General features: G+C 73.3%; 21 protein-coding genes and 1 rRNA gene. 4 read left to right on the top strand and 18 right to left on the bottom strand.

What is annotated here, in order from left to right; translation table 11 throughout:
* Window positions 1-53 precede the first annotated feature (53 nt).
* Window positions 54-1796: a lysine--tRNA ligase gene (gene lysS / locus BLR33_RS20100; RefSeq protein ID WP_093785947.1), complete on the bottom strand. Its 1743-nt coding sequence runs from the start codon at window positions 1794-1796 to the stop codon at window positions 54-56.
* A 287-nt stretch (window positions 1797-2083) separates the two neighbouring features.
* Here lysS and argS point away from each other — a divergent pair, with 287 nt between their 5' ends.
* Window positions 2084-3859, top strand: coding sequence for an arginine--tRNA ligase (gene argS / locus BLR33_RS20095; protein WP_093785946.1), 1776 nt, complete (start codon window positions 2084-2086; stop codon window positions 3857-3859).
* A gap of 93 nt (window positions 3860-3952) precedes the next feature.
* Here the strand turns inward: argS and BLR33_RS20090 are convergent, their stop codons facing one another.
* From BLR33_RS20090 to BLR33_RS20055, 8 genes are all read right to left on the bottom strand, one after another.
* The gene (locus BLR33_RS20090; protein WP_093785945.1) at window positions 3953-4501 is read right to left on the bottom strand and encodes a hypothetical protein; all 549 of its coding nucleotides are present in this window, start codon (window positions 4499-4501) and stop codon (window positions 3953-3955) included.
* A gap of 16 nt (window positions 4502-4517) precedes the next feature.
* A complete protein-coding gene (gene hemB / locus BLR33_RS20085) occupies window positions 4518-5501 on the bottom strand; it encodes a porphobilinogen synthase (protein WP_093785944.1) in 984 nt (327 codons plus the stop codon).
* Between the two features lie 364 nt (window positions 5502-5865).
* The gene (locus BLR33_RS20080; protein WP_093785943.1) at window positions 5866-7515 is read right to left on the bottom strand and encodes a bifunctional uroporphyrinogen-III C-methyltransferase/uroporphyrinogen-III synthase; all 1650 of its coding nucleotides are present in this window, start codon (window positions 7513-7515) and stop codon (window positions 5866-5868) included.
* Window positions 7512-8483, bottom strand: coding sequence for a hydroxymethylbilane synthase (gene hemC, locus BLR33_RS20075; RefSeq protein WP_093786241.1), 972 nt, complete (start codon window positions 8481-8483; stop codon window positions 7512-7514). Before hemC ends, BLR33_RS20080 begins: the two co-directional genes overlap by 4 nt.
* 5 nt (window positions 8484-8488) lie before the next feature.
* The gene (locus BLR33_RS20070; protein ID WP_093785942.1) at window positions 8489-9850 is read right to left on the bottom strand and encodes a glutamyl-tRNA reductase; all 1362 of its coding nucleotides are present in this window, start codon (window positions 9848-9850) and stop codon (window positions 8489-8491) included.
* The gene (locus BLR33_RS20065; RefSeq protein WP_093785941.1) at window positions 9847-10557 is read right to left on the bottom strand and encodes a redox-sensing transcriptional repressor Rex; all 711 of its coding nucleotides are present in this window, start codon (window positions 10555-10557) and stop codon (window positions 9847-9849) included. Before BLR33_RS20065 ends, BLR33_RS20070 begins: the two co-directional genes overlap by 4 nt.
* Before the next feature lie 131 nt (window positions 10558-10688).
* Window positions 10689-11441 (bottom strand): 3'-5' exonuclease, encoded by a 753-nt coding sequence (locus BLR33_RS20060; protein ID WP_245771540.1) that lies wholly within the window; start codon window positions 11439-11441, stop codon window positions 10689-10691.
* A gap of 174 nt (window positions 11442-11615) precedes the next feature.
* Entirely contained in the window at window positions 11616-11882 is a 267-nt protein-coding gene (locus BLR33_RS20055; protein WP_245771539.1) for a glutaredoxin family protein, read from the bottom strand.
* Window positions 11883-11965: 83 nt separating this feature from the next.
* Between BLR33_RS20055 and BLR33_RS20050 the strand changes: the two genes are divergently transcribed.
* From BLR33_RS20050 to BLR33_RS20040, 3 genes are all read left to right on the top strand, one after another.
* Window positions 11966-12853, top strand: coding sequence for an HAD family hydrolase (locus BLR33_RS20050; RefSeq protein ID WP_093785938.1), 888 nt, complete (start codon window positions 11966-11968; stop codon window positions 12851-12853).
* 413 nt (window positions 12854-13266) lie between these two features.
* Complete coding sequence (locus BLR33_RS20045) at window positions 13267-14091, top strand: ECF subfamily RNA polymerase sigma factor, BldN family (protein WP_093785937.1); 825 nt, start codon at window positions 13267-13269, stop codon at window positions 14089-14091.
* A gap of 270 nt (window positions 14092-14361) precedes the next feature.
* Window positions 14362-15708: a DUF5667 domain-containing protein gene (locus tag BLR33_RS20040; RefSeq protein ID WP_093785936.1), complete on the top strand. Its 1347-nt coding sequence runs from the start codon at window positions 14362-14364 to the stop codon at window positions 15706-15708.
* Between the two features lie 132 nt (window positions 15709-15840).
* Here the strand turns inward: BLR33_RS20040 and BLR33_RS20035 are convergent, their stop codons facing one another.
* From BLR33_RS20035 to rrf, 9 genes are all read right to left on the bottom strand, one after another.
* A complete protein-coding gene (locus BLR33_RS20035) occupies window positions 15841-17061 on the bottom strand; it encodes a lysophospholipid acyltransferase family protein (protein WP_093785935.1) in 1221 nt (406 codons plus the stop codon).
* The gene (locus BLR33_RS20030; protein ID WP_093785934.1) at window positions 17058-18101 is read right to left on the bottom strand and encodes an NAD-dependent epimerase/dehydratase family protein; all 1044 of its coding nucleotides are present in this window, start codon (window positions 18099-18101) and stop codon (window positions 17058-17060) included. Before BLR33_RS20030 ends, BLR33_RS20035 begins: the two co-directional genes overlap by 4 nt.
* Window positions 18102-18270: 169 nt before the next feature.
* Window positions 18271-18369: a 30S ribosomal protein bS22 gene (locus BLR33_RS20025; protein WP_003948845.1), complete on the bottom strand. Its 99-nt coding sequence runs from the start codon at window positions 18367-18369 to the stop codon at window positions 18271-18273.
* A gap of 137 nt (window positions 18370-18506) precedes the next feature.
* Window positions 18507-18719 (bottom strand): helix-turn-helix domain-containing protein, encoded by a 213-nt coding sequence (locus BLR33_RS20020; RefSeq protein ID WP_176930343.1) that lies wholly within the window; start codon window positions 18717-18719, stop codon window positions 18507-18509.
* Between the two features lie 129 nt (window positions 18720-18848).
* The gene (locus tag BLR33_RS20015; RefSeq protein WP_093785932.1) at window positions 18849-19649 is read right to left on the bottom strand and encodes a phosphatase; all 801 of its coding nucleotides are present in this window, start codon (window positions 19647-19649) and stop codon (window positions 18849-18851) included.
* Between the two features lie 158 nt (window positions 19650-19807).
* Window positions 19808-20989, bottom strand: coding sequence for an acetoin utilization protein AcuC (locus tag BLR33_RS20010; protein ID WP_093785931.1), 1182 nt, complete (start codon window positions 20987-20989; stop codon window positions 19808-19810).
* Window positions 20958-22235 carry an MFS transporter gene (locus tag BLR33_RS20005; RefSeq protein WP_093785930.1) on the bottom strand — a complete coding sequence of 426 codons (1278 nt, stop codon included), beginning with the start codon at window positions 22233-22235 and terminating at the stop codon, window positions 20958-20960. Before BLR33_RS20005 ends, BLR33_RS20010 begins: the two co-directional genes overlap by 32 nt.
* Window positions 22236-22283: 48 nt before the next feature.
* Complete coding sequence (locus tag BLR33_RS20000; protein ID WP_093785929.1) at window positions 22284-22931, bottom strand: HAD family hydrolase; 648 nt, start codon at window positions 22929-22931, stop codon at window positions 22284-22286.
* A gap of 77 nt (window positions 22932-23008) precedes the next feature.
* A 5S ribosomal RNA gene (gene rrf, locus BLR33_RS19995) occupies window positions 23009-23096 on the bottom strand; the annotation flags it as partial.

The following is a 23096-nucleotide window of genomic DNA, read 5'->3' as shown; positions in this document are numbered from 1 at the left end:
CGGGCCCCCACGCAGCACCCGGCCTTTCGGTGACGGGGCGGCGGGCTGCCTCCCTACTCCGGCGCGCCGCCCAGGAGGAGGCGGACGCGGGGCTGGCCCACGGCGAGGAGCAGCGTGGGGAGCCGCGGGCCCGTGTCGCGGCCGACCAGCAGCTCGTAGAGCAGGACGAAGAACGCCCGCTGGGCGGCCTTCAGCTCCGGGGTCGGCTTGGCGTCCGGCGCCAGGCCCGCGCGGACCTTGGGGACCGCGTAGACCAGCGTCGTCAGGCCGTCCAGCGACCAGTGCGACTCCAGGCCGTCGAGCAGGAGCTTCAGGGCACCGCGGTCCGCGTCGTCCAGCCGGGCGAGCCGCTCGGTGTCGGGCTCGGTGCGGACCACCGTGCGCTGCTCGGCCGGGACGTACGTCGAGATCCAGTTCTCCGCGCGGTCCAGGCGCGGGCGCGCCTCGGCCAGCGAGGAGAGCGGGTGCGCCGGGTCCAGCTCGGAGAGGATGCGCAGGGTCTGCTCCTCGGCGCCCGCCGTCACGTCGGCCACCGAGGCCAGCGTGCGGTACGGCAGCGGGCGCGGGGTGCGCGGCAGCTCACCGGAGGCGGTGCCCACCGCGCGGGCGTACGCGGCCGCGTCGGCGGGCAGGGCGCTGCCGTCCTCGACCTTGCGGGTCAGGGCGTCCCACTCGTCGTACAGCCGCTGGATCTCCTGGTCGAAGGCGATCTTGAAGGACTGGTTCGGCCGGCGGCGGGCGTAGAGCCAGCGCAGGATCTGCGGCTCCATGATCCGCAGCGCGTCGCCCGGGGTGGGCACCCCGCCCCGGGAGGAGGACATCTTCGCCATGCCGGAGATGCCGACGAACGCGTACATCGGGCCGATCGGCTGCTCGCCGCCGAAGATCGGGCCGACGATCTGCCCGCCGACCTGGAAGGACGAGCCCGGCGAGGAGTGGTCGACACCGGACGGCTCGAAGACCACGCCCTCGAACGCCCAGCGCATCGGCCAGTCCACCTTCCAGACCAGCTTGCCGCGGTCGAACTCGCTCAGCTTGACCGTTTCGGCGTGGCCGCAGGCGCAGGTGAAGGAGAGCTCGGTCGTCTCGTCGTCGTACGCCGTGACGGTGGTGAGGTCCTTGCCGCAGGCCGCGCAGTAGGGCTTGTAGGGGACGTACCCCACGCCGGTGGCGGCGCTGCCGCTGCCGTCGTCCTCCTCGGCGGCGCCGGAGCCCTCTTCGGCGGCCAGCTCCGCCGCGTCCACCGGCTTCTGCTGGGCGGGCTTGGCGGGGGCCTTCTTCGTCCGGTACCGGGCGAGGATCGCGTCGATCTCGGCGCGGTGCCGCATGGCGTGCAGGATCTGCTCCCGGTAGACCCCCGAGGTGTACTGGGCGGTCTGGCTGATCCCGTCGAACTCCACGCCGAGCTCGCCGAGCGCCTCGATCATGGCGGCCTTGAAGTGCTCCGCCCAGTTCGGGTGCGGGGAGCCCGCGGGGGCGGGCACGGAGGTCAGCGGCTTGCCGATGTGCTCGGCCCACGCCTCCTCGTCCACCCCGGGGATGCCCTTGGGGACCTTGCGGTACCGGTCGTAGTCGTCCCAGGAGATGAGGTGGCGCACCTCGTGGCCGCGGCGGCGGATCTCGTCGGCCACCAGGTGCGGGGTCATGACCTCGCGCAGGTTGCCCAGGTGGATCGGTCCCGACGGGCTGAGGCCGGACGCGACGACGACGGGTTTCCCGGGTGCGCGGCGCTCCGACTCGGCGATGACGTCGTCCGCGAAACGGGAGACCCAGTCGGCCTCGGTGCTTGCAGCCACGGTCCTCTTCTTCCTGGGGTCGCAGGGGTGCGTGCCGGGCGTCTCCCGGCACGTTCATTCTCCCAGAACCGCCACCGCCGCCGTCCCACCCTTTTCCCGCCTGTGGACAACTCCGCGCCCCGACCTCGCCGTGTCCCGCGACGGCCGCGCCGGCACCCGGGCCTGTGGATAACCGATGTTGCGCGCTTTGCCCCCATGGGATACTCGCAGTGTCGCGGGCACGGTCGGGCGATCCGCCGGTCCGGACCGCGAGCCCACCTTGCAGCCTCACACGGAACGGCACCTCCATGGCCTCGGTCCCCTCGCTCTCCGCCTCGCTCCAGCAGCGCGTCTCCGCAGCCCTCGCGGCCGCGGTGCCGTCGGCCGTCGGTGCCGACCCGCTGCTGCGACGCAGCGACCGGGCCGACTTCCAGGCCAACGGGGTGCTGGGCCTGGCCAAGCGGGCCAAGGCCAACCCGCGGGAGCTGGCCGCGCAGGTCGCCGCCGCCCTGCCGGCCGACGAGGTGGTGGGCGAGGTCGAGGTCTCCGGCCCCGGCTTCCTCAACATCACGGTGCCGGACGCCGCGATCACCGCGAACCTCGCGCGGCGGCTGGCGGACGACCGGCTCGGAGTGCCCGCGAAGCCCGACCCGGGCATCACCGTGGTCGACTACGCGCAGCCCAACGTGGCCAAGGAGATGCACGTCGGCCACCTGCGGTCCTCGGTGATCGGGGACGCGCTGGTGCGCATCCTGGAGTTCGGCGGCGAGCAGGTCGTCCGGCGGCACCACATCGGCGACTGGGGCACCCAGTTCGGCATGCTCATCCAGTACCTGCTGGAGCACCCGCACGAGCTGGACCACACCGGCGGCGCCGACGCGGACTCCGGCGAGGCGTCCATGTCCCGGCTCGACCGGCTCTACAAGTCCGCCCGCGCCCTCTTCGACGCCGACGAGGCGTTCAAGGACCGGGCCCGGCGCAAGGTGGTCGACCTCCAGGCGGGCGACCCCGAGACGCTGGCCACCTGGCAGCGGTTCGTGGACGAGTCGAAGATCTACTTCTACTCCGTCTACGACAAGCTGGACATCGAGATCCGCGACGCCGACATCGTCGGCGAGTCGGGGTACAACGACATGCTGGTCGAGACGTGCCACCTGCTGGAGAAGGCCGGCGTCGCCGTGTGGTCGAACGGGGCGCTGTGCGTCTTCTTCGACGACATCAAGGGCAAGGACGGCGAGCCGGTCCCGCTGATCGTCCGCAAGACCGACGGCGGCTTCGGCTACGCGGCCACCGACCTGTCCGCGATCCGCAACCGGACGCAGGACCTGCACGCCGACACCCTGCTCTACGTGGTGGACGTCCGGCAGTCGCTGCACTTCCGGATGGTCTTCGAGACCGCCCGGCGGGCCGGCTGGCTCACCGACGGCGTGACCGCGCGGCACCTGCCGTTCGGCACCGTGCTCGGCAAGGACGGCAAGCCGTTCAAGACCCGGGCCGGCAAGAGCGTCCGGCTGGAGGACCTGCTGGACGAGGCGGTCGCCCGGGCCACCGCGGTGGTGCGGGAGAAGGGCGAGAAGATCGGCCTGACCGAGCAGGAGATCACCGACAACGGGCGGCAGGTCGGCATCGGCGCCGTGAAGTACGCGGACCTGTCCACCTCGCTCGGCCGGGACTACGTCTTCGACCTGGACCGGATGGTCTCGCTCAACGGCGACACGAGCGTCTACATCCAGTACGCCTACGCGCGGACCCGCTCGATCTTCCGGAAGGCGGCCGAAGGACAGCGGCCCGTCGCGCACCCGGAGTTGCCGCTCGCCCCCGCCGAGCGGGCCCTCGGCCTGCATCTGGACGCCTTCGCCGACGCCGTCGCCGAGGTCGCCGAGACGTACGAGCCGCACCGCCTCGCCTCGTACCTCTTCCAGCTCGCCTCGCTGTTCACGACCTTCTACGAGCAGTGCCCGGTGCTCACCGCGGAGGGCGGCGAGCCCCAGGTCGAGCAGCGCCTCTTCCTGTGCGACCTGACCGGCCGCACCCTCCGCCAGGGCCTGGCCCTGCTGGGCATCCGCACCCCCGAGCGGCTGTAGCGCCCGACCGACCGCGAAGGGCCCGCACCGGCTGATCCGGTGCGGGCCCTTCGCGGTGCTGTGCGGCCGAACACCGGCCCGGCGGCGCCGGCGTCAGGGGACGACGACGACCGTGGAGCCGACGACCGTGTTGTTCCAGATCCGGGTGGCGTCCGCGCGGTGGGCACGGATGGCACCGGTGTGGAGGGAGGGGGCGGGCTTGGTGAGCTTGTCGTCCACCGGAGCGGCGAAGGCGACCCAGGTCTCGGCGGTGTACTCGAAGTAGACGATGTGCTCGATCGAGACACCGTCGCTGCCGACACCGGCGGGCTTGCGCTTGCTGACGTAGTAGACGCCGGGGCGGGCCGGCACGGTGCCGGGCTGGACGAGGAACGTCGCCACCGGGCCCGACTTCGGCACCACCCAGACCCGGTGCTTGCCGACCGAGTAGACGATCCGCTTGCCGGTGTCACCGCCCTGCGGCACCGGTGGCGGCGTGGTGGGCGCCGGATGGGTGGCCGTCACGGTGGGGTGCGGCTTGTGCGAGGCCACCGGCGTCTTCACGGGCGACCCGCTGGCCTGCACGGCGAAGACGGCGACCACCGCCATCGCGCCCGCGGTCAGCCCGCTCACCGCGGCCCACGAGGGTATTCCCCGGCTCATCCCCGCTCCCCCTCGGTCACAGTCGCTGGGCGACTTCCGTGGCCCAGTAGGTGAGGATCATGTTCGCGCCCGCCCGGCGGATGGACGTGAGCGTCTCCAGGATCGTACGTTCCCGGTCGATCCAGCCGTTCGCGGCGGCGGCCTCCACCATCGCGTACTCACCCGAGATCTGGTAGGCGGCCACCGGCACGTCGACGCTGTCGGCGACCCTGGTCAGCACGTCAAGATACGGCAGCGCGGGCTTCACCATCACCATGTCGGCGCCCTCGGCGAGGTCGAGCGCGAGTTCGCGCATCGACTCGCGGAGGTTCGCCGGATCCTGCTGGTACGTCTTGCGGTCGCCCTTGAGAGAGGAGTTGACGGCCTCGCGGAAGGGCCCGTAGAAGGCGGAGGCGTACTTCACCGTGTAGCCGAGGATGGCGACGTCCTGCCTGCCGATCTCGTCCAGTGCGTCGCGGATCACACCGACCTGGCCGTCCATCATGCCGGAGGCGCCCACCACGTGGACGCCCGCGTCGGCCTGGACGCGGGCCATCTCGGCGTAGCGCTCCAGCGTCGCGTCGTTGTCCACCCGGCCCTCTGCGTCCAGGACGCCGCAGTGGCCGTGGTCGGTGAACTCGTCCAGGCACAGGTCGGACATGACCACGAGGGCGTCCCCGACCTCGTCCACCACATCGCGGATCGCCACCTGCAGGATGCCGTCCGGGTCGGTGCCGCTGCTGCCGACGGCGTCCTTCACCTCGGGCACGCCGAAGAGCATCACACCGCCGACGCCCGCCTCCGCCGCTTCCGCGACCGCCTTGCGCAGGGTGTCGCGGGTGTGCTGGACGACGCCGGGCATCGACGAGACGGGAACCGGGTCGCTGATCCCCTCGCGCACGAAGAGCGGCAGGATGAACTCGGCGGGGTTCAGCCGGGTCTCCGCCACCAGGCGGCGCATCGCGGGGGTCGTACGCAGCCTGCGCGGCCGCGTGCCCGGGAACTCACCGTACCGGCTCATAACCTGCGCCTGCCCTTCTCGCTCGACGTGGGACCGTTTTCCACGGTACGCCCGCGCGGGCAGTGCTCTTCCCGACGCCTCGTCGGTCCCCAAGGGGGCGGCAACTCGCCGTTCGGGTTCCCAGCGTCGCCGCCCGCCGCGCCGTCTCGGCTGTGGGGGTGCCCCCTCTGGGGGAGCAGTTCCCCGCGCCCATGAAGAACCTTGCCCTTCGGCACGAAGCGAGCCCCGTACAACCAAGGGGCGCGGGGGGGACCTCCCAGGCGAAGCTCGGGGGGAGGAACTGCGCGCCCGACCACATCGGCGTGGCCGGCGGCGACGGCGGCGAACCCCTACGGGAGAAGCCGCCCCGTCACGAGAAGCCGTCTCAGACGCGGCGCCTGCGGGCGCCCGGGCGGCGTTCGCTGGGGCGCGTGACCGGATCGCCCGCCGCCTGCGCCGCCTCGCGGCGCGCCGCGCCGAACTCGGCGAGCGCCTGGGCGAGGGCGTGGACGGACGGCTCGGGGGCCATCACGTCGACCCGGAGCCCGTGCTCCTCCGCCGTCTTCGCGGTGGCAGGGCCGATACAGGCGATCACCGTGACGTTGTGCGGCTTGCCGGCGATCCCGACCAGGTTGCGGACCGTGGAGGAGGAGGTGAACAGGACCGCGTCGAAACCGCCGCCCTTGATCGCCTCGCGGGTCTCGGCCGGCGGCGGCGAGGCCCGCACCGTCCGGTAGGCGGTGACGTCGTCGACCTCCCAGCCGAGGTCGACCAGGCCGGCCACGAGCGTCTCGGTGGCGATGTCGGCGCGCGGGAGGAAGACGCGGTCGATCGGGTCGAAGACCGGGTCGTAGGGCGGCCAGTCCTCCAGCAGCCCGGCCGCGGACTGCTCGCCGCTGGGCACCAGGTCGGGCTTGACGCCGAACTCGACCAGCGCCTGCGCGGTCTGCTCGCCGACGGCCGCGACCTTGATGCCGGCGAACGCCCGCGCGTCCAGCCCGTACTCCTCGAACTTCTCGCGTACCGCCTTGACCGCGTTGACGGAGGTGAAGGCGATCCACTCGTAGCGGCCGGTGACCAGGCCCTTGACCGCCCGCTCCATCTGCTGCGGGGTGCGCGGGGGTTCGACGGCGATGGTGGGCACCTCGTGCGGCACCGCGCCGTAGGAGCGCAGCTGGTCGGAGAGCGAGGCGGCCTGTTCCTTGGTGCGCGGCACCAGCACCCGCCAGCCGAACAGCGGCTTGGTCTCGAACCAGGACAGGTGCTCGCGCTGCGAGGTGCGCTCGCCGACAACGGCTATTGCCGCGATCGGCCCCTCGGGCGTGGGCAGCGCCTTGGTTGCCTTCAACTCGCCCGCGATGGTGGCCAGTGTGGCGCTCCAGGTGCGCTGCCGGGTGGTGGTGCCGGCGACGGTGACGGTGAGCGCGGTGTCGGGCTTGCGCCCGGCGGAGACGAGTTCGGCGGCGACGGCGGCGACGGTCTGCAGCGTGGTGGCGACCACCAGCGTGGAGTCGCTGGCGCCGGCCTCGCCCCAGCAGCCCTCCGCGGCCGTGGCGGCGTCGACGAACCGCACGTCGCCGCTGAGCGGCACGCCCGCGTAGGCGGGCACGCCGAGGGCGGCGGCGACACCGGGGACGACCTCGAACGGGATGCCGGCGTGGGCGCAGGCGAGCATCTCCTGGGCGGCGGTGGCGTCCAGGCCGGGGTCGCCGGAGACCGCACGCACCACCCGCTTGCCGGTCCGCGCGGACGCCATGACAAGCTGGGAGACAGCAGCGGCGAAGTCCAACACCTCACCGTCCGCGGCGGGTTCGGCTGTGCCCACGTCGGCGCGGGCGTGCCCGCGCACGACGTCGAGCACATGGCCCTCCCCGACCAGGACGTCGGCCAGGGAGAGCGCCTCCACGGCGCGCAGGGTCAGCAGCCCGGGGTCACCGGGGCCTGCCCCGAGGAAGGTGACGTGGCCGGCGGCGGGCGCGGCGGCTCCGGCCGCGGTGCCGGCGGGCTTGGTCGTAGCGACGGCGGCGGGGTTCAATGTGTGCTCTCCCCCATAAGACCGGCCGCACCCTTGGCGAGCATCGACTCGGCGAGTTCGCGGCCCAGGGCTCGCGCCTCGTCGTCCGACGCCGGTACGGGACCGGTGATGGACATCTGCACCAGCGAGGAGCCGTCGGTGGTGCCGACGACGCCGCGCAGGCGCAGCTCGGAAAACTGCCCGTCGTCCATGAGGTCGGCCAGCGCGCCCACCGGGGCGGAGCAGCCGGCCTCAAGGGCGGCGAGCAGGGATCGCTCGGCGGTCACGGCGACCCGGGTGACCGGATCGTCGAGCCCGGCGAGCTGTGCGGCCAACTCCGGGTCGGAGGCGGCGCATTCCACGGCCAGTGCTCCCTGTCCGGGAGCGGGCAGGCACACGTCGGCGGCGATCAGCTCGCTCGCCTCCGCGATCCTGCCGATGCGGTTCAGCCCGGCGGCGGCCAGCACGACCGCGTCGAGCCTGCCGGAAGTAACGTACCCGATGCGGGTGTCAACATTGCCACGGATGGGGACGGTCTCGACCCGCAGCCCGTGTGACCGTGCCCACGCGTTGAGCTGGGCCATCCGGCGCGGTGAGCCGGTGCCGACCCGGGCGCCGTCGGGCAGGTCGGCGAAGGCCAGCCCGTCGCGGGCCACCAGCGCGTCGCGCGGGTCCTCGCGGGCCGGGATCGCCGCCAGCACCAGGCCCTCGGGGGCGGCGGTGGGCAGGTCCTTCAGGCTGTGCACGGCGAAGTCGATCTCGCCGGCGAGCAGCGCGTCGCGCAGCGCGGAGACGAAGACCCCCGTGCCGCCGATCCGGGCCAGATCCTCCTTGGAGACGTCGCCGTAGGTGGTGATCTCCACCAGCTCCACCTCGCGACCGGTGGCCTGGCGCACCCGGTCGGCGACCATGCCCGACTGCGCCATGGCGAGCTGGCTGCGCCGCGTGCCGAGGCGCAGCGGGCGCGCCCCCGACGGGGCGCCCGACATGCCGTTCACCGAAGTTCCTCGTTTCCGTTGTGCCTGACCTGGGGCGACGATCCGTCCGCCCGGCTGACGGCGACGACCGTCTGCGGGTCCAGGTCGAAGAGTTCGCGCAGGGCGTCGGCGTAGCCGGCCCCGCCGGGCTCGCCGGCGAGCTGCTTGACCCGCACGGTCGGCGCGTGCAGGAGTTTGTCCACCACGCGCCGCACGGTCTGGCCGATCTCGGCGCGCTCCTTGTCCTCCAGGCCCGGCAGCCTACCGTCGAGCCGGGCGAGTTCACTCGCGACGACATCGGCGGCCATCGCGCGCAGCGCGACCACGGTGGGGGTGATGCGGGCGGCGCGCTGGGCGGCGCCGAAGGCGGCGACCTCCTCGGAGACGATCGCCCGCACCTGGTCGACGTCGGCGGCCATGGGGGCGTCGGCGGAGGCGGCGGCCAGGGACTCGATGTCCACCAGGTGCACGCCGTCGACGCCGTGGGCGTCGGCATCGATGTCGCGCGGCATGGCCAGGTCGAGGACGGCCAGCGGGGTCCGCGGTGCGCGGCCGGCCCGCTCCTCGGCGGCGGCCCGCAGGTCGTCGGCGGTGAGCACCAGGCCGGTCGCGCCGGTACAGGAGACGACGATGTCGGCCGCGGGCAGCGCGCCGGGCACCTCGGCCATGCTGATCGCGCGGGCGGCGGTGCCCTGCTCGGCCAGGGTGCGGGCCAGCCGCTCGGCGCGCTCGACGGTGCGGTTGGCGATCACCAGCTCGCTCACCCCGGCCCGGGCGAGGGTCGCGGCGGCCAGCGAGGACATCGATCCGGCGCCGACCACCAGGGCGCTGCGGCCGGCCGGCGGGCCGGTGACGGGGGCGAGCTGGTCCAGGCCGAAGGTGACCAGGGACTGCCCGGCGCGGTCGATGCCGGTCTCGGAGTGGGCCCGCTTGCCGACCCGCAGGGCCTGCTGGAACAGGTCGTTGAGCAGGCGGCCCGCGGTGTGCAGCTCCTGGCCGAGGGCGAGCGCGTCCTTGATCTGGCCGAGGATCTGGCCCTCGCCGACGACCATGGAGTCCAGGCCGCAGGCCACCGAGAGCAGGTGGTGGACGGCCCGGTCCTCGTAGTGCACGTACAGGTGCGGGGTCAGCTCGTCGAGGGGGGCGCCGCTGTGCTGGGCGAGCAGGGTGGACAGCTCGGCGACGCCGGCGTGGAACTTGTCGACGTCCGCGTAGAGCTCTATCCGGTTGCACGTGGCCAGCACCGCGGCCTCGGCGGCCGGCTCCGCGGCGACGGCGTCCAGCAGCAGCTTGCCGCGGGCGCTGTCGGAGAGGGCGGCCCGCTCCAGGACGCTGACCGGTGCGGTGCGGTGGCTCAGCCCGACGACGAGCAGGCTCATGCGGGCATCACGGCGGGCACGTCCCCGTCGGGCTCCGGACGGTCGTCGCCGGCCTTGCGCTGCTCGTGGAAGGCGAGGATCTGCAGTTCGATGGAGAGGTCCACCTTGCGCACGTCCACGCCGTCGGGCACCGACAGCACGGTGGGGGCGAAGTTGAGGATGGAGGTGACGCCGGCGGCGACCAGGCGGTCGGTGACCTCCTGGGCGGCGCCCGCGGGGGTGGCGATCACGCCGATGGACACCTGGTTGTCCGCGACGATCGTCTCCAGCTCGTCGATGTGCCGCACCGGCAGGCCCGCGACCAGCCGGCCGGCGAGCGCGGTGTCGGCGTCGAGCAGGGCGGCGACGCGAAAGCCCCGGGAGGCGAAGCCCCCGTAGTTGGCGAGCGCGGCGCCCAGGTTGCCGATCCCGACGATGACGACCGGCCAGTCCTGGGTGAGGCCGAGTTCCCTGCTGATCTGGTAGACGAGGTATTCCACGTCGTAGCCGACCCCCCTGGTCCCGTAGGAGCCGAGGTACGAGAAGTCCTTGCGCAGCTTGGCCGAGTTGACCCCGGCGGCGGCGGCGAGTTCCTCGGAGGAGACGGTGGGCACCGAGCGCTCCGAGAGTGCTGTCAGTGCCCGCAGGTACAGCGGGAGCCGGGCGACGGTGGCTTCGGGAATTCCTCGGCCGCGGGTCGCCGGTCGGTGTGATCGGCCAGTTGCCACGGTGCTCCTGCGGGTAGAGCTGGGCTGAGGGCGACCACGGTCGTTGGAGCCGCCCCGTGGACGCCAGGCTATGTCTTTGTGAACGCGTGCACAAAGATGGTGTCCGATTTGCCCGTCGGAAGTGATGGGCATCACGCCTGCCCATGCCGGGCATTCGGCACTGTTCGGCGGGCCGAAACGTTGCTGCGCCGCACCCACAGGGCCTCGGTTCCGGCCGATGGCCCGGGCGGCTCCGGCCAGGTGAGCGCGGCCGCGGCCGCCAGCACCGCGGGCAGGTCGGCGCCGTGCGGGCCGTGGTGGGCCAGCAGCGCGGCGGTGGCCCGGGCGTCGCCGAGCGCGGTGTGCGGGTGCCAGCCGGTCAGCCCGATCCCGGCCGCGCACGCCCGCAGCGACAGCCCGCCGTACGGTCCTGGCGCGGGGCGCCGTCCGGGGTCGGCAGAAGTGCCGGGAGCACCGCCGCGGGCAGCGGGACCGGTGGCGGGAGCGGCTTCGGCGGCGGCCGCGGCGAGCCGCATCGTGCACAGCTCGGGCACCGCGGGCAGCCGCACCCCCAGCCGCGCGTACTCGGCCACCAGGAACGCCCGGTCGCAGCCGACGTTGTGCCCGACCAGGACCCGCCCGCGCAGCAGCGCGAGCAGCCGGGCGGCGACGCCGGCGAAGGTGGGGGCGCCCTCGACGTGCGCGGGCTCGATGCCGTGGATGTGGGTGGGGCCGACCGGTCCCAGCGGGTCGATCAGGGTGGTGAACTCGCCCTCGGGCGCCAGGTCCGCGCCGAGCAGCACCACCGCGAGTTCGACGACCCGGTGCCGCCGCGAGGACGACCCGGTCGCCTCCAGGTCCACGACGGCATAGCCGTACCCGTCCTGGCTCCGGCCCGGAAGCACGTGCCCACACTCCTCACGCATCACCCCCGGGTTGTGCAAAACGCCCTCGATGGTACTCGAACGCGTGCGCTCGGGGGTAAAGCGGGCAATCGGCGCAGGGGTGCGGCAGACCGGCGGCAGACCAGCAGCGGACCGGCGGGCCGGCGGCGGACCGGGCACCGCCGGCCGCGCGGCTCAGCCGGTAAGGGCGGCCCGCAGCCGGTCCTCGTCCACCCGCCAGAAGGTGTGCTGCTCGCCGTCGACGAGCACCACCGGGATCTGCTCCCAGTAGCGGTCGTACAGCTCCGCGTCCTGGGTGATGTCCTGCTCGGCGACGGCCGCACCGGTCTCGGCGGCGACCTTGGCGACGACCGCGCGGGCGTCGTCGCACAAGTGGCAGCCGGGCTTGCCGATGAGCGTGACGGTCCGGGCGGAAGGGCTGGCGTGCGTGTTGCTGCTCATGTGCGCCATTGTGTCCCGTGCCGTTCACACGCCCGCATCCCGCAGGCACCAGGCTTGCCCCCCAAGGTGGTTATGCTCGCCGCATGGCCGCTCTCAAATGGCTCACCCCTCGCAGGCAGTCCGCCACCGAGCGCAGTGTGCTGGCGGGCGAGGCCGCCGCGGAAGCCGCCGAGGCCGCCCTGACCCCGGCGGCCGGCGACCCGCGCGCGGCCGCGTTCTTCGACCTGGACAACACGATCATGCAGGGCGCGGCGCTCTTCCACTTCGGCCGCGGCCTGTACAAGCGGAAGTTCTTCGACACCCGCGACCTGCTCCGCTTCGCCTGGCAGCAGACGTACTTCCGGCTGGCCGGCAGCGAGGACCCCGAACACATGCAGGACGTCCGGGAGAGCGCGCTGTCCATCGTCAAGGGCCACCGGGTCGCCGAACTGACCCGCATCGGCGAGGAGATCTACGACGAGTACATGGCCGACAAGATCTGGCCCGGCACCCGCGCGCTCGCCCAGGCCCACCTGGACGCCGGGCAGCGGGTCTGGCTGGTGACGGCCGCGCCGGTGGAGACCGCCGCGATCATCGCCCGCCGGCTGGGCCTGACCGGCGCGCTGGGCACCGTCGCGGAGTCCGTCGGCGGCGTCTACACCGGCCGGCTGGTCGGCGAGCCGCTGCACGGCCCGGCGAAGGCCGAGGCCGTGAGGGCCCTGGCCACCGCCGAGGACCTCGACCTCTCGCAGTGCGCGGCCTACAGCGACTCGGCCAACGACATCCCGATGCTCTCGCTCGTCGGCCACCCCTACGCCATCAACCCCGACGCGGGCCTGCGCCGGCACGCCCGCGAGCAGGGCTGGCGGCTGCGCGACTACCGCACCGGGCGCAAGGCCGCCCGCATCGGCATCCCGGCCGCCGCGGGAATGGGCGCGGTCACCGGCGGCGTGCTCGCCGCCCTCGCCGTCCGGCGCCGCAACTCCCACTGACCGACGGTCCGTTCAGCGGACGGCCGCGCCCCGCCCGCGCGGCCGTCCGCGACCCGCGCACAGCCCTGCCCGCGCCCCGCTCGCCCCTCGTCGCCGCGCCCGGCCCACCGGTCCCTTTTCCCCGCACATTTCACGCGACGGCACCCCCGCAACACGCTCGCGCACACGCGCACAACACGCGCTCTCCACGGGCATTTCACGACCCGAAGTGGTCAACTCCGGCCCCCTGTTCGATAATTGGTCGATCACCATTCCGCACAGGAAGTGCCGGAAACGGCGAATTGCACAACTCGGTGTAGCGTCGCCTGTACGAAGCGTTATTCTCCTCAGACGCAATCCGGTACCCACACGTCGCCACGACGGGTGAACGGTCCCGTACTGCACGTGATGGAAGTTCTGCCTCTGGGAGTCCCGTGTACCCACACGACGGGGTTGTCGCCTCCGGCCTGGCTGCGCTGCGCGCTCTGGTCCTCGACCAGTTGACGCGCACGGTCCCCGCGTACGCCGTGCCCGCCCTCGCCACGTCCGGTCCCACCGTCCCCGGCCCCGCCCACGCCCTGGCCGAAGTCAGCACCGCCGCAGGCAGACGCACCCGCCACACCGGCAGCCCGGCCGGTGCCGGCCAGCAGCGCGTCCAGGCCGGCGCCACCGAGCGCGGCGCCCACGCCCGCCGCCCCGCCTCCGACACCGACAGCGGCCGCATGATGGACCTGGTCGAAGCCGCCCAGCGCGGCGAGACCGAGGCGTTCGGCCGCCTCTACGACCACTACAGCGACACCGTCTACCGGTACATCTACTACCGGGTCGGCTCCAAGGCCACGGCCGAGGACCTCACCAGCGAGACGTTCCTGCGCGCCCTGCGCCGGATCGGCACCTTCACCTGGCAGGGCCGCGACTTCGGCGCCTGGCTGGTCACCATTGCCCGCAATCTGGTCGCGGACCATTTCAAATCGAGCCGGTTCCGCCTCGAAGTGACCACCGGCGAAATGCTCGACGCCAATGAGGTCGAGCGCAGCCCCGAGGACGACGTGCTGGAGCAGCTGTCCAACGAGGCGCTGCTGACCGCCGTCCGCAAGCTCAACCCGCAGCAGCAGGAGTGCGTCACCCTGCGTTTCCTGCAGGGCCTGTCGGTCGCCGAGACGGCCCGGGTGATGGGCAAGAACGAGGGCGCCATCAAGACCCTGCAGTACCGCGCGGTGCGCACCCTGGCCCGGCTGCTCCCCGAGGACGCCAGGTGAGCCCCGGCGCACCTGACGCGCCTGACACACCCGTTGACGCGCCCGACGCGCCCGCGGTGTCCGGTATGCCCGGCCCGGGGCGCCGCTTTCGCGTCCCGATCATCAGACCTGCGTAACCCAACCGGACCGGCTCTCGTTGCATCACATGCAGACAGATCCGTGCCGTGAGCCGCTCACCGTTTTTCACCCGATCGGGTGGACAGCATTCCTGGGCGCAACCCTGCGGGCGGCACGGGGAGTCGAGTGTGGAGACGAGAGGAGGTGCCGCCGGTGATCGGACAGGCGACGGCACACCGCCGGGCGAACGCCTTCGCCCAGGCGATCGAGGACGCCGGGATGGACAACGGCGTCCACGACCAGGACCGGAGCGAGCCGGGCGGCACCGACGGGCGGCCGCACGGCGCGCACGCGGCCCGCGGCCCCGCCCAGCGGACGGCACCGGGCCCGGCGCACGGTCCTGACCACGCGCAGGGCGGCAGGCAGGGCGGCCATCAGGCCGGCCACCAGGGCAGCCACGCCTCCCACGCCGCCGACCGGCACGCCGACCCCGAACAGGGCGCACTCGTGGCCCTGGCCGCCGCGCTCGCCGAGCAGCCCCGCCCGGCCATGGACCCCGCGGCCAAGAGCGTGCAGCGCGCCCAGCTGGTCGCCGCCATGGAGCAGGCCATCGCCGACGGCAGCTTCCACGCCGCCGGCCGCGTCCCCGAGCAGCGCACCGAGAGCGCGCCCAGCGGCCTGCGCCGCCTCGCCCCCCGCTCCCGCCTGTCCCGGCGCCTCGCGGTCGGCGGACTTGCCGCGAGCGTGGCCGCCGGCGCCTTCGGCGGGGTCGCCGCGGCGAGCACGAACGCACTGCCCGGCGACAGCCTCTACGGCCTCAAGCGCAGCATGGAGGACATCAAGCTGGACATGGCCGGCAGCGACACCTCCCGCGGCAAGGTCTACCTCGACATGGCCGCCACCCGCATGCAGGAGGCCCGCCGGCTGATGGACCGCGGCCGCGGCGGCCCGCTGGACGCCGAGTCCGTCGCCGAGGTCCGCAAGGCGCTGTCCGGCATGCACCAGGAGGCGTCCGAGGGCCACCGGCTGCTCACCGAGGCGTATCGCAAGGACGGCTCGCTGCAGCCCATGGAGGTGCTCAACTCCTTCTCGGTGGACCACCGGCAGAGCTGGAGCGCGCTGCGCGACAAGCTGCCTGGCCAGCTCACCGACGTCTCCGAGCAGGTCACCTCCGTCTTCGACGCCATAGACCGGGAGGTCGCCCCGCTGCCGCTGCCGAAGAAGGACGACGAGGGCGCCAAGGCGACCCACGGCAGCGGCGGCGACGACACCGGCGGCACCCCCTCCGGCGCGAGCCCCAGCAGCCGCCCGAGCGGCACCGCGACGCCCGGCGGCCGGGCCGGCAGCGACGACGGGAGTCCGACCCCGTCGCCGACCGACAGTTCGCCCGACTCCCTGATCGGCGGCACCGGCCTGCTGCCCACCGGCCCGACCGTGCCCACACAGCCCGGCACCACCCCCGGGGAGACCCCCGACACGCCGCACTCGGTGGTCCTGCCGCCGCTGCTGCCCGGCCTGCTGCCGGGCCTCGGCCTCAGCTCCGAGGAGGACAAGGGCTGAGCCGGCCTGCCAGGAGAGGTACGGGGAAGGGGGCCGTCGGTCGACGGCCCCCTTCCCCATGCGGGCGCGAGCCGGCCGCGGCGCCGGCGTCCGGGCAGCGGCTCACAGCGGTTCAGAACGGCTCACCGGGGCTCAGAAGAACACCGAGCGCCGCTCCACCAGCAGTTCGTAGAGCGTGTGCTGGATGGTCTCGCGGACCTGGTCGGTGAGGTTGAAGACCAGCATGGGGTCCTCGGCGGCCTCCGGCGGGTAGCCGTCCGTGGGGATGGGCTCGCCGAACTGGATGGTCCACTTCGTCGGCAGCGGCAGCAGCCCCAGTGGCCCGAGCCACGGGAAGGTCGGCGTCAGCGGGAAGTACGGGAAGCCCAGGATCCGCGCCAGGGTGCGGGAGTTGCCGACCATCGGGTAGATCTCCTCGGCGCCCACCACCGAGCACGGCACGATCGGCACCCCGGTCTTCAGCGCGGTGGCCACGAAGCCGCCGCGGCCGAACCGCTGCAGCTTGTACCGCTCGGAGAACGGCTTGCCCAGGCCCTTGAAGCCCTCGGGCATCACCCCGACCACCTCGCCGCGCTCCAGCAGCAGTTGGGCGTCCTCCGCGCAGGCCAGGGTGTGGCCGGCCTTGCGCGCCAGGTCGTTGACGACCGGCAGGACGAAGACCAGGTCGGCGGCGAGCAGCCGCAGGTGCCGCCCGGCCGGGTGGTGGTCGTGCACGGCCACCTGCGTCATCAGCGCGTCGATCGGCAGGGTGCCGGAGTGGTTGGAGACGACCAGGGCGCCGCCCTCGGCCGGGATGTTCTCGATCCCCTTGACCTCGACCCGGAAGTAGCCCTCGTACAGCGGCCGCAGCAAGGACATCAGGACCTGGTCGGTGAGCTCGGCGTCGTAGCCGAACTCGTCGACCTCGTAGTCGCCGGTCACCCGGCGGCGCAGGAACGCCAGGCCCGAGGCGACCCGCTCCTCCCACGGCCCGCCGAGCAGCCGGTCGGCCAGCCCGCCGAGCGCGTCGCCCAGCGAGGGCGCGGCCGGCGCCTGCGGCTCGCCGCCCTCCGCCTCCGGTCCGCCGGAGCGCGCGCCGGGCCGGCCGTGCGGCTCCCCGCCGGCCTGGGCGGGGATGCCGGCGCCGGGCCGCTCCTCGTGCGGCGGCCGGCCGTCCTCGGGAACGGCGGCCAGGGCCGCCTTGCCGCCCGCGTCCGCCGCGTCCGCGGCCTCGGCGGGACCGGGGGCCCCGGGTACGCCCGGGGGGCCGGAGGGGGCCGCGCGGCGCGCCCGCGACCGGCCGGCCGCGGAGCCGCCGGAACTGCCGCGGCGCCTCGCGTCGTCCCCGAACGGGATGACCTTCGCGTCCGTCATGGCGTGTGCTCCTTCCGCTGCACGCGGGCCGCCAGCCCGTCCACCGCGGCCGCCAGCCGGGCCGGGGGCAGCAGGCCCGGCGGCCGGGTCCGGGCGAAGTCGTGGAAGGTCTCGGCGGTGGTGTAGGCGGGCCGGAACCCCAGGGTCTCGCGCATCTGCCGGGTGTCCACCACCCGGCCGTGGGTGAGCAGGCGGATCTGCTCGCGGGAGAAGTCCGTGACGCCCGCGGTGCGCAGCAGCCGCCCGACCCAGGTCACCGCGGGCAGCAGCACCGGCACCGTGGGGCGGCCGAGCCGGCGGGCGGTCTGGGAGAGCAGCAGCACCCCGTCGCCCGCGATGTTGAACGTGCCGCTGTTGAGGGTGCCGCGCCGCGGCTCGGTCGAGGCGACCACCAGCACCTCGGTCACGTCGTCCTCGTGGACGAACTGCAGCCGCGGGTCGTAGCCCAGGACGGTGGGCAGTATCGGCAGGTCGAAGAACTCCGCGAGGGGGGTGTCCGCGCGCGGGCCCAGGATGTTGGCGAACCGCAGCACCGCGACCGCCACGTCGGGGCGGCGCCGGGCGAAGCCGCGGACGTAGCCCTCGACCTCGACCGCGTCCTTCGCGAAGCCGCCGCTGGGCAGCGACTTGACCGGGGTGGTCTCGGTGAGGACCGCGGGGTCGCGCGGCGCCGACCCGTACACGCTCGTGGTCGACTTGACCACCAGCCGGCTCACCGTCGGCGCCTTCTGGCACGCGCCGAGCAACTGCATGGTGCCGATGACGTTGGTCTCCTTGGCCTGGGTGCGGCCGCCCGCGCCCAGCGGGGTGCCGCTGACGTCCAGGTGCACCACGGTGTCGACGCCGGCCTGCGCCAGCACCTTGCCGATCACCGGCTGCCGGATGTCGGCCCGGACGAACTCCGCGTCGCCCAGGTCGTGCCGGGGCGGGACCGCGTCCACGGCGATCACCCGGTCCACTTCCGGCTCGCGCTGGACACGCCGGACGAAGCGGCCGGCCAGCTGCCTTGCGACCCCGGTGACGAGGACCACCTTGCCCACGTTCAGCGCCTTCCTGGCGGTACTGCGGGAATGCTGTTCACCGTACCGCCACGCGATTGCCCCGGGGCGCCGAAACGCCCCCCGACATGCCCTCCGACATGCCACTGCCCCCCTTCGCCGCGATGACGCGGTGAAGAGGGGCAGGGGAGCGGCGACGGCCTCGGCGCGCCTACTTCTTGTTGCGACGCTGAACGCGCGTCCGCTTGAGAAGCTTGCGGTGCTTCTTCTTCGCCATACGCTTGCGCCGCTTCTTGATGACAGAGCCCACGACTACCCTCGCTTCGGTTTCACTCGGTGCGGGGCGTCCGAGCCCACACGACCTACGTCGGCCAAGCCTACCCGTCCGGAGCGGACGAGCGTAACCGAGGCCCACGCGGCCGGTCACCGGCCCGTTACCGGACCTTCTCAGGCAGATTCCACCCCCACGTAGGACTCACGGAGGTAGTCGTGCACGGCCTGCTCCGGAACCCGGAAGGACCGCCCCACGCGAATGGCCGGCAGATGGCCGCTGTGCACCAGCCGGTACACGGTCATCTTCGACACTCGCATCACCGACGCGACTTCGGCGACGGTGAGAAACACGACCTCGTTGAGAGGCCGGCTTTCAGTTACAGCCATGACACACCTGAACCTTCCGCACATGACGGCCCCCGGCTTCCCCTCCGGCGACTCAAAACATGCATGTGCGCTCCCCCTCAGACTAGGGGCGGATGATGCAAGTGGGGAAGAGGAGTTGCCAACCGTTGACTACTGTGCCAACCAGGCGCCCTTGAGGACGTAGGCGGCCAGCGGGTCGTAGCGACCGGGCTGCGCGGTGTCCTGAACAGGTACGGCGACTGAGACCATTCCCTCGGCCTCCGCCACGAAAACCGCCGGGTCCCCGCACCCTCCCAGGGCAATCGCCTCGATGCCCAACTGACCCGCCCCACATGCGAATCCGTGGTCCCCGACCACGAGTTTCGGCAGCGTGCCGCAGTGTTCCGCGGCCGCCGCGAGCGCCGCTCTGACCGGCAGCGCCGAGTGGGTGTGCACGCCCTTTCCGTCCCCTTCGCCACGCACCACCGCGACCCCGCCGACATAGGCCAGGCGGTGTGCGCGTACGCCGAACTGCGTGCGCATGCGCATGCAGTGGCCGTAGTGCGGGGTGAGCACCTGGCAGCCCGCCGACGACAGAGCGGCGGCCAAAGGTGCGTAGAAACCAAGGAGGCGATGTGGATGTCCTGTGCCCAACAGGACGGGTGCGCGGTCGTGCGCCGCCCGGGCCAGGCGCTGCGCGAAGGCGTCCAGCGCGGCCAGTGTGCGGTCCGGGTCGATGGTGTCCGGGCCGGTGGTGCACGCCGGATCGGGCGACACCCCGCACCGGTCGGCCATCAGCCGCAGCAGATCGGTCGCCCCCCACTCCCCTGCCGGGTCGAGCCCGCAGGTCTGCCGCGGGTCGCGGGCGGCGAACAGGCCGTAGTGCGCCAGGCTCGTCTCCCGCCGGGCCGCCACGCTGCCGGCGAGCCCCGCCGCGACCAGATGCGCGCGCAGCGCGCCGACACTCACCACGCGCCCGATCCTGCCCACCACACGCCCCCCGCACATGGCCGATCGCCCCGAAATCACCCGCGCGGGGTGGTGCGCCACCCCCTCCCGGGTGTGCGACCGCTCGCACGTCGGAACGCGCCGAAGAACCGTTGCGCCAGGAAGGGTTGCCGGAGCGCCTTCTACGGCAGCAGCCCGTGCAGCGGGAAGACCGCCCGGCGGGTCGCCAGCACCGCCTGGTCCAGCCGGGACGCGGGGTCGTAGCCGCCGTCGGCGAAGTCCGCGAACCGCGGCCGCAGCCCGTCCGTCATCCGCTGCGCCGCCGGCGCCCGGGTCAGCGCGTACACCTGCTCCCGCCACTCCGCCGGCACCGGGGCGTCCGGCGCCACCGGCACCCCGGCGGCGATCCCCACCAGGTGCGTCCAGGACCGCGGCACCACGTCCGCCACCGCGTAGCCGCCGCCGCCCAGCGCCACCCAGCGCCCCTCGGCGTGCTCGTGCGCCAGCGCGTGGCACGCCTCGGCCACCATCCGCTGCGCGTCCAGCGACACCGCCAGATGCGCCAGCGGGTCCTCGATGTGCGTGTCGGCGCCGTGCTGCGAGACCAGCACCTGCGGCCGGAAGGCGGCCACCAGCTCCGGCACCACCGCGTGGAAGGCCCGCAGCCAGCCCGCGTCGCCCGTCCCTGCCGGCAGCGCCACATTGCACGCCCCGCCCTGCGCCGCGGGCCCGCCGATCTCCTCGGCCCACCCCGTCTGCGGGAACAGCGTGCGCGGGCTCTCGTGCAGCGACACCGTCAGCACCCGCGGGTCGTCCCAGAACGCCGTCTGCACCCCGTCCCCGTGGTGCACGTCCACATCCACGTACGCCACCCGCTCCGCGCCCAGTTCCAGCAGCCGCGCCACCGCGAGCGCCGGGTCGTTGTAGACGCAGAAACCCGAGGCCGCCGCCGGCATCGCGTGGTGCAGGCCGCCGGTGAAGTTCACCGCGTGCAGGGCCTCGCCCCGCCACACCGCCTCGGCCGCGCCCACCGACTGACCCGCGATCAGCGCCGACGCCTCGTGCATCCCGGCGAACGCCGGGTTGTCCTCGCTGCCGATGCCGTACGCCAGCAGCCCCGGGTCGCCCTGGCGCGGCTCGTCCGAGGCCCGCCGCACCGCCGCCACGTAGTCCGCCCGGTGCACCAGCGCGAGGGTGGACTCCCCGGCCGGCGGCGCCGCCACCACCCGCAGCACCCCGTCCAGGCCGAATGCCCGCACCAGGCCCCGGGTCAGCGTCAGGCGCACCGGGTCCATCGGGTGGCCGGGGCCGAAGTCGTACCCCGTGACCCGCTCATCCCACATCAGCTGTGCGCGGCCGCTCATGGCCGACACCGTACCCGGCGGGGGCCGCCCCGAAAGATCGCGCGTACAGCAGCGTGGCCCCCACCAGCGCCATGGGGACGAGCATCGCGCCCCGGTAGCTCCAGACGTCGCCGAGCGCCCCCACCAGCGGCGAACCGACCAGGAAGCCCACGTAGTTGAAGACGTTCAGCCGCGCCACTGCCGAGTCCGAGGCGTCGGGGAACAGCCGCCCGGCGGCCGCGAAGGTCTGCGGCACCAGGACGCACAGCCCCAGGCCCAGCAGGGTGAATCCGAGCATGCCCACCCACGGCCCGGGCGCCGCCGCCACGACCGCGAAGCCGGCCATCGCCAGCAGCGTGCCGGCCCGCACCACCGGGACCGCCCCGAACCGCCGCACCCCGCCGTCCCCGAGCGCCCGCCCCACCAGCGTCATCACCATGTAGACCGCGTACGGCACGGTGGACAGCTGGTCCGAGCTGTGCAGCGTGTCCTGGAGGTACTTCGCGCTCCAGTTGGAGACGGTGGAGTCGCCGATGTAGGCGAAGGTCATCACCAGGCAGAGCGGCAGCAGCACCCGGAAGACGACCTGGCCGCCGATGGCGGCCGCCTGTACGGCCTCCCGGGGCGGCTGTCCGGCGACGGCCCCGGCAGGGGCCGCGGTGGCGGCCACGGGGCCCTCGAGCGGGCCATGCACGGCCTCCTGGTCCCGATACCAGCGGCTCGCGGTGAGCGCCAGCGGGATCAGCACCACAGCGGCGGGCCCGTACAGCGTCAGCAACCCGATGTGCCAGTGCGCCGCCGACCACGCCAGCGAGGCACCGACGATCCCGCCGAGGCTGTAGGACGCGTGGAAGCCCAGCATGATGCTGCGCCCGTACGCCCGCTGCAGGCTCACCCCGAGCATGTTCATCGAGGCGTCGAGGCCGCCCGCGCACAACCCGTAGAGCCCGAGGGTGAGTGCGGCCGTCCACACCTGGTCCCCGGCGGCCAGGCCGACCAACGCGAGGCTCACCACGGGCTGCACCCAGCGCAGCACCACGCTCGGCCGCACCCGGCGCACCAGCGACTCGGTCAGCACACTGCCGACGCCGGCCAGGATCGGCACCGCGGCCAGGAACACCGGGAGCATCCCGTCACCGATGCCGTACCGGTCCTGGATCGCCGGGATACGGGTGACGAGCAGAGCGAAGACCGCCCCTTGCGTGAAGAAGCTCACGGCGAGGGCGGCACGTCCGCGGCGCAGCGCCGTCGGTCGGGCGGCATCCATAAGCCCGCAGGGTAGGCGCCGGAGCTACGGATGAGTAGGTGTCGGGCGTCAGGAACGCAGCAGGTCCGGCAGTTGCTCCATGGACGTGAACACCGCCTTGGCGCCGGCGAGCTGCTCGGCGGGGGTCATCGCGGCGAAGCCGTAGACGTCCATGGCGGCGGCCCGGGCCGCCTGGACGCCCAGTGGGCTGTCCTCCACGACCGCGCAGCGCTCGGGCGGTACGCCCATGGTCCGTGCGGCGTGCAGGAACAGATCGGGGGCGGGCTTGCCGCGCCCGACGTCCTGGGAGGAGAAGATGCGCTCCTCGTCGAACCGCGGGGCGAGGCCCGTGGCCCGCAGCGCCACCCTGATCCGCGCGTGCGCCCCGGAGGACGCCAGGCAGTAGGGCACTCCGTCGGCGGCGAGCTTGTCCAGGACCTCGGCCACCCCGCGGACGGCCCGGAGTTCGGCCTCGAAGGCCGCGAACACCTTGGCGTGGTACGCCGCTTGGAACCCTTCGGGCAGTTCCTGCCCGTACCGCTCGCGCACGACGTCCTCCACGCGGTGGAAGGCGCCGCCCATGAAGTCCCGCAGCGACTCCTCGTACGTCGTGGGGAACCCGGCCTCCGTGAGGCAGCCGGCGAGCAGCCGGTTGGAAAGGGGCTCGCTGTCCACGAGCACACCGTCATTGTCGAAGATCACCAGGTCATACCGCACAAGGGAACAATACCCGGCAACGCAACAAGGGCCTGATTCCCGTGACTGGCACGGGAATCAGGCCCTTGGCAATGATTGTTCGGCGGTGTCCTACTCTCCCACAGGGTCCCCCCTGCAGTACCATCGGCGCTGAAAGGCTTAGCTTCCGGGTTCGGAATGTAACCG

It is taken from the genome of Actinacidiphila guanduensis (assembly GCF_900103985.1).
Taxonomy (GTDB): domain Bacteria; phylum Actinomycetota; class Actinomycetes; order Streptomycetales; family Streptomycetaceae; genus Actinacidiphila; species Actinacidiphila guanduensis.
The sequence above is the reverse complement of the archived record's forward strand: the minus strand, read 5'-3'. Positions and strand labels throughout refer to the sequence as shown.